The organism is Kitasatospora sp. NPDC007106 (assembly GCF_040634455.1).
Lineage (GTDB): Bacteria > Actinomycetota > Actinomycetes > Streptomycetales > Streptomycetaceae > Kitasatospora > Kitasatospora arboriphila.
The window spans coordinates 1-5,791 of the sequence record NZ_JBEYFP010000380.1 but is presented as its reverse complement, the minus strand read 5'-3'; the positions used below and the strand labels follow the sequence as shown (position 1 = coordinate 5,791).

At 74.6% G+C, this 5,791-nt stretch carries 6 protein-coding genes; 4 read left to right on the top strand and 2 right to left on the bottom strand.

Translation table 11 applies throughout. The features are described from left to right. Positions 1-159: 159 nt before the first annotated feature. From ABZ641_RS23955 to ABZ641_RS23945, 3 genes are all read left to right on the top strand, one after another. Positions 160-2,706, top strand: a complete 2,547-nt coding sequence (locus ABZ641_RS23955; protein ID WP_359984737.1) for a sensor histidine kinase KdpD — start codon at positions 160-162, stop codon at positions 2,704-2,706. A 66-nt stretch (positions 2,707-2,772) separates the two neighbouring features. After that, the gene (locus ABZ641_RS23950; RefSeq protein ID WP_344625516.1) at positions 2,773-3,456 is read left to right on the top strand and encodes a response regulator; all 684 of its coding nucleotides are present in this window, start codon (positions 2,773-2,775) and stop codon (positions 3,454-3,456) included. A gap of 152 nt (positions 3,457-3,608) precedes the next feature. After that, entirely contained in the window at positions 3,609-3,809 is a 201-nt protein-coding gene (locus ABZ641_RS23945) for a hypothetical protein (RefSeq protein ID WP_359984734.1), read from the top strand. A gap of 13 nt (positions 3,810-3,822) precedes the next feature. Here ABZ641_RS23945 and ABZ641_RS23940 read toward each other — a convergent pair whose 3' ends face one another. Together ABZ641_RS23940 and ABZ641_RS23935 are read right to left on the bottom strand one after the other, a co-directional pair. After that, on the bottom strand, positions 3,823-4,182 hold the full coding sequence (locus ABZ641_RS23940; RefSeq protein WP_344625547.1) for a cupin domain-containing protein: 360 nt from the start codon (positions 4,180-4,182) through the stop codon (positions 3,823-3,825). Positions 4,183-4,226: 44 nt separating this feature from the next. Next, positions 4,227-5,228 carry a TetR/AcrR family transcriptional regulator C-terminal domain-containing protein gene (locus ABZ641_RS23935; protein ID WP_344625515.1) on the bottom strand — a complete coding sequence of 334 codons (1,002 nt, stop codon included), beginning with the start codon at positions 5,226-5,228 and terminating at the stop codon, positions 4,227-4,229. A 180-nt stretch (positions 5,229-5,408) separates the two neighbouring features. On the opposite strand from ABZ641_RS23935, the gene ABZ641_RS23930 reads away from it, so the two are divergent. Continuing rightward, a partial coding sequence (locus ABZ641_RS23930) for an FAD-dependent monooxygenase (protein WP_359984731.1) occupies positions 5,409-5,791 on the top strand: 383 nt, incomplete at its 3' end.

The following is a 5,791-nucleotide window of genomic DNA, read 5'->3' as shown; positions in this document are numbered from 1 at the left end:
CGTACGGCGGCATGCCGCCGTACGCGTCAAGAAAACGCCAGGATCCACCCGGCGAACCGGACAAACCGGGTGCTGCGCCCACCGGTGGACCTAGGCTCGGAGGCGCGAACAGGCGTCCGGACCACCGGCGGGCGCCGCGGCGGAACGAGAATGGTGCACATGGCGCGCGGCAGGCTTCGGATCTACCTCGGGGCGGCCCCCGGGGTCGGGAAGACGTACGCCATGCTCGGCGAGGCCCACCGCAGGGCCGCCCGCGGCACCGACGTCGTCGTCGCCCTCGTCGAGGACCACGGCCGCGCCCGCACCGCCGAACTCGTCACCGGCCTGGAGACCGTCCCCCGCCGCACCGTCGAACACCGCGGCGCCCGCTTCACCGAGATGGACCTCGACGCGGTGCTCGCCCGCCGCCCCGACGTCGCCCTGGTCGACGAACTCGCCCACACCAACGTCCCCGGCAGCCGCCACGCCAAGCGCTGGGAGGACGTCGAGGCACTCCTCGCCGCCGGCATCGACGTCGTCTCCACCGTCAACATCCAGCACCTCGAATCCCTCGGCGACGTGGTCGAGGGCATCACCGGCGTCCGCCAGTGCGAGACCGTGCCCGACGAGACCGTCCGCCGCGCCGACCAGATCGAACTGGTCGACATGTCCCCCGAAGCGCTCCGGCGCCGCCTCGCCCACGGCAACGTCTACCCGCCCGACCGCGTCGACGCCGCCCTCTCGCACTACTTCCGCCCCGGCAACCTCACCGCCCTGCGCGAACTCGCGCTGCTCTGGACGGCCGACCGGGTCGACGAGTACCTCCAGCGCTACCGCACCGAACAGGGCATCGCCGCCACCTGGCCCGCCCGCGAACGCATCGTCGTCGGCCTCACCGGCGGCCCCGAGGGCGGCACCCTGATCCGCCGCGCCGCCCGGATCGCCGCCCGCGGCTCCGGCAGCGAACTGCTCGCCGTGCACATCGTCCGCCCCGAAGGCCCCGCCGCCCCCGCCGCCCCCGGCGAACTCGCCGCCCAGCGCCGCCTCGTGGAGGAACTCGGCGGCAGCTACCACGCCGTGCTCGCCGAGGACGTCCCCGCCGGCCTGCTCGACTTCGCCCGCGGCGTCAACGCCACCCAGGTCGTCGTCGGCACCAGCCGCCGCCGCGCCTGGCGCTCCCTGCTCTACCCCGGCGTCGGCGCCACCGTCATCCGAGAGTCCGGCGACGTCGACGTGCACGTCGTCACCCACGAACACGCCGCCCGCGGCCGACCCGGCCTGCCCGGCCGACTCCCCGTCAAACTCGGCCGGCTGCGCACCGTCGCGGGCTGGCTGCTCGGCTGCCTCGGCCCCGTCCTGCTCACCCTGCTGCTGCTCGCCCTCGGCCCCGGCGTCGGCCTGCCCACCGCCGTCCTGCTCTTCCTCACCCTCACCGTCGGTGCCGCGCTGGCCGGCGGCGTCTTCCCGGCGATCGCCTCCGCCCTGGTCGGCTCGGCGCTGCTGAACTACTACTTCGCCCCGCCCACCCACACCTTCACCATCACCGACCGGGCCAACATCCTCGCCCTCGGCGTCTTCGTCGGCGTCGGCATCGCCGTCGCCTCGGTGGTCGACCTCGCCGCCCGCCGCTCCCAGCAGGCCGCCCGCAGCCGGGCCGAGGCAGAGACCCTCGCCTTCCTCGCCGGCAGCGCGCTGCGCGGCCAGGACGGACCCGAGGACCTGCTCGAACGCGTCCGGGAGACCTTCCAGATGGAGTCCGTCGCCCTGCTGGAACGCCCCGGCGACCGCGGCTCCTGGCAGACCCGCGCCGCCGTCGGCCACCGCCCGGCCGCCCGCCCCGAGGACGCCACCGTCGACGTCCCCGTCGGCGACCGGCTCGCCCTCGTCCTCACCGGCCGGGTGCTGCCCGCCGGCGACCGCCGGATGCTCGGCGCCTTCGCCGCCCAGGCCGTCGCCGTCCTCGAACGGCAACGGCTCGCCGAGGAGGCCGCCGAGGCCCGCCGGCTCGCCGACAGCAACCGGATCCGCACCGCGCTGCTCGCCGCCGTCTCGCACGACCTGCGCACCCCGCTCGCCGGCATCAAGGCCGCCGTCACCTCACTGCGCTCCGAGGACGTCGCCTGGAGCCCCGAGGACGAGGCCGAACTCCTCGCCGGCATCGAGGAGGGCGCCGACCGGCTCAACCAGCTGATCAACAACCTGCTCGACATGAGCCGGCTGCAGACCGGCAGCGTCACCCCGCTGCAGCGCGACGTCGACCTGGACGAGGTCGTCCCGCTCGCCCTCGTCGGAGTGCCCGCCAGCGCCGTCCGGCTCGACGTCGCGGAGGACCTGCCGCTGGTGCGCGCCGACTCCGGACTGCTGGAACGGGTCGTCGCCAACCTGGTCGAGAACGCCGTCAAGTACAGCCCGCCCGACCTGCCCGTCACCGTCCGGGCCGACGCCCTCCGGCTGCCCGGCGGCGACCGCGTCGAGCTGCGCGTCGTCGACCGCGGCCCCGGCGTCCCCGAAGAGGCCCGGGAACGGATCTTCGCGCCCTTCCAGCGGCACGGCGACGCCCCGCGCGGCAACGGCGTCGGACTCGGCCTCGCCGTCGCCCGCGGCTTCGCCGAAGCCATGGGCGGCAGCCTCACCGCCGAGGACACCCCCGGCGGCGGACTCACCATGGTGGTCTCGCTGGCCGCCGCCGCCCGCACCGCCCGCGAACCCACCCCCAGCACCTCCTGAACCACCCGTGCCCCGGCCACCGCCGGGGCGCAGCACAGCCAACCGCAGAAAGGCGGCGCACACCCCATGACCCGGGTCCTCGTGGTGGACGACGAACCCCAGCTCGTCCGCGCCCTGGTGATCAACCTCAAGGCACGGAAGTACGAGGTGGACGCCGCCCACGACGGCGCCTCCGCCCTCGCCGCGGCCGCCGCCAGGCCCCCGGACGTCGTCGTCCTCGACCTCGGCCTGCCCGACATGGACGGCACCGAGGTGATCCGCGGCCTGCGCGGCTGGACGCGCGTTCCGATCATCGTGCTCTCCGCCCGGCAGGCCTCCGACGAGAAGGTCGAGGCACTCGACGCCGGAGCCGACGACTACGTCACCAAGCCCTTCGGCATGGACGAGTTCCTGGCCCGGCTGCGGGCCGCCGTCCGCCGCGCCGAACCGGTGACCGCCGGCGGCACCGAGGCCGTGCTCACCACCGGGTCCTTCACCGTCGACCTCGCCGCCAAGAAGGTCCACCGCGGCGGCACCGACGTCCGCCTGACGCCCACCGAGTGGCACCTGCTGGAGGTGCTCGCGCGCAACGCCGGCCGCCTCGTCAGCCAGAAGCAACTGCTGCAGGAGGTGTGGGGGCCGGCCTACCGCACCGAGACCAACTACCTGCGGGTCTACATGGCCCAACTCCGCCGCAAACTCGAGGACGACCCCTCCAACCCCCGCCACTTCGTCACCGAACCCGGCATGGGCTACCGCTTCGAGCCGTGAAGCCCCCAGGGGCAGTGGTCGGGTGCAGGCAGACCAGGTGCCCCCACGCGCCCCTGATCTGCCTTCCGTCCGGTGGGTCTTCACAGCATCTGCGCGGACTCCCGGGGGAATCCCGTTGCCCGGGAGGGGGCCGATGGGACAGGCTGCCGATCGTGACCGATGATCGCCGCCCGCTGGGCCTGCCCGTTTTCTCCGCCCCGCACACCGACGCGCCGGGCGTCCCCGACCGGCGGCCGCTGCCGCCGATCGACCGTGCCCTCTTCCTGCCCCCGCCCGGCCAGGAGGCCCCGACCGCCGCGGACCGCCGCCCCCTCGCCGCCGGCGGCCTCACCTTCTCCGAGCCGACCGCCTGATCCCCACCCGCCCTCACCCCGCCGCAGGCCCACCCGCCGCCGGGGCGAGGTGCCGCACCGACGGCCCTTCCAGCGCAAGGGCGGTGAGCCCGGTCGTGCTGCCGGAGCCGTGTTGCTCGCCGGTGGCCCAGTGCACGGCGTCCCCGGCGGAGACGGGCACCCGGGTCCCGTCCGGGCCGGCGACCCAGCCCTCGCCGGCCACGACCAGGAACAGTTGCTCCACCGGGGCCGGATGGGCGCCGAGGACGCCGCCGGGTGTGATCGTCAGGCAGGTCAGCCGCACCGCCCCCTCGCCCGCCGCGACGCCGGTGGCTGCGGTGCCCGTGCTGCCGAACCGGTCGACGACCGTCTCCGCGCGGTCGAACCGGAACATCTCCACGACGGCCTCCTGAGCGTCTGACAGCGGACGGGCCGATGCTACGCGGTGGCCGGGCCGGGGCGCGGGCCGTCGATCAGGGCGGCGATGCCGTCGAGGAGGCGTTGCAGGCCGAACTCGAAGAGGCGGTCGAGGTCGAAGTCGTAGCCGTCGGTGACGTGTCGTTGCAGGAGGGGGAAGCGGCCGGTGTCCATCAGGGTCTGCAGGGCCGGTTCCTGGGTGGCCATCCACTCGTCGGCGTCGAGGCCGCTGTCGGCCATGGCGGTGCTCTCCGCCTCGACGTTGACGGCGGTGCCGCGGACGTAGTTGAAGAGCGTGAGGTGGGTGGTGAAGGCCGTCCACGGGTCGAGGCCGTGGCCGTCGAGGGCGCCGAGCACCCATTCGGTGAACGGCATCGCGGCGGGGACGATCTGGGGCCGCGTCATGGAGAGCGCGGGTGCGAGCCAGGGGTGGCGGCGGCAGGCGTCCCAGAGCATCCGGGCGGCGAGGGCGAGCGGTCCGCGCCAGCCGTCGGGCCGTTCGTCGGGGAAGCCGAACTCGGTGAAGGCGGTGTCGAGCATCCGCAGCAGCAGGTCGTCCTTGTCGGTCACGTGCCGGTAGAGCGACATGGTGGCGACGCCGAGTTCGGCGGCGACGCGCCGCATGGAGAGTGCGGCGAGGCCCTCCGCGTCGGCGACCGCCGTTGCTGCGGCCACGATCCGGTCCGCCGTCAGGGCGGCGTCCCGGCTGCCTCGGGGGTCGGTGGCGGCGGTGCGGGCGGCGGCCTTCACGGGGGCCGGGGGAGGGGCCGCCGGGGGAGGACCGGCCGGGGGCGGTGTCTGCGGCGCGGCCACGACGGTGCCGATCCCCGGGACGGCGCGGACCAGCCCCGTCCGGCGGAGTTCGGTGAGCGCCTTGGTCGCGGTCGCCATGGCGACGCCCCACTGCCGGGTGATCTCCCGGGTGGAGGGCACCCGGTCGCCCGGGGCCAGTTCGCCCCGTTCGATCCTGGCCCGCAGCTCGTCGACGATCCTGCGGTACCGCGATCCGTCGGTCCGGTCCATGCCGTCCCCTCCGCACTAGTGCACCTTGCTCTGCCGGTCAGCCTAGCCACACCTGCGCCCGGACCGCCCGAGGGCAGTGCACCATCCGTCAGGAGCACTAGTGCACCAGGGATAAAAGCCCTGCTGGGAAGGCGATTTCAGGCTTGCGCGGCTTGCTGCGTACAGCGTACATTCGACGGCATGGGGAACACAGACATCCTGATCTCCGGCGGCGGCATCGCCGGTCCGGCCCTCGCCCACTGGCTGCACGCGGCCGGCTTCACGGTGACCGTCGTGGAGCGCGCGCCCGCGCCGCGCCCGGGCGGCCAGACCGTCGACCTCCGCGGCGCCGGACGCACCGTCATCTCGCGGATGGGCCTGATGGAGCGGGCCCGCGAGCTGAGCCTCGACCAGAAGGGCATCGCCACCGTCGACTCGGCGGGCCGGATCACCTCCCGGCTGCCCGCCGACGCCTTCGGCGGCGAGGGCATCGTCTCCGAGATCGAGATCCTCCGCGGCGACCTCGCCGGCCTGCTGTACGAGGACACCGCGCCCTACACCGAGTACCTCTTCGACGACACCGT

Excerpts from the sequence above, each read along its gene's own strand:
- ABZ641_RS23935 (WP_344625515.1), bottom strand. The coding sequence starts at position 5,228 with ATGGACCGGACCGACGGATCGCGGTACCGCAGGATCGTCGACGAGCTG.
- ABZ641_RS23955 (WP_359984737.1), top strand. The coding sequence starts at position 160 with ATGGCGCGCGGCAGGCTTCGGATCTACCTCGGGGCGGCCCCCGGGGTC.
- ABZ641_RS23950 (WP_344625516.1), top strand. The coding sequence starts at position 2,773 with ATGACCCGGGTCCTCGTGGTGGACGACGAACCCCAGCTCGTCCGCGCC.
- ABZ641_RS23940 (WP_344625547.1), bottom strand. The coding sequence starts at position 4,182 with ATGTTCCGGTTCGACCGCGCGGAGACGGTCGTCGACCGGTTCGGCAGC.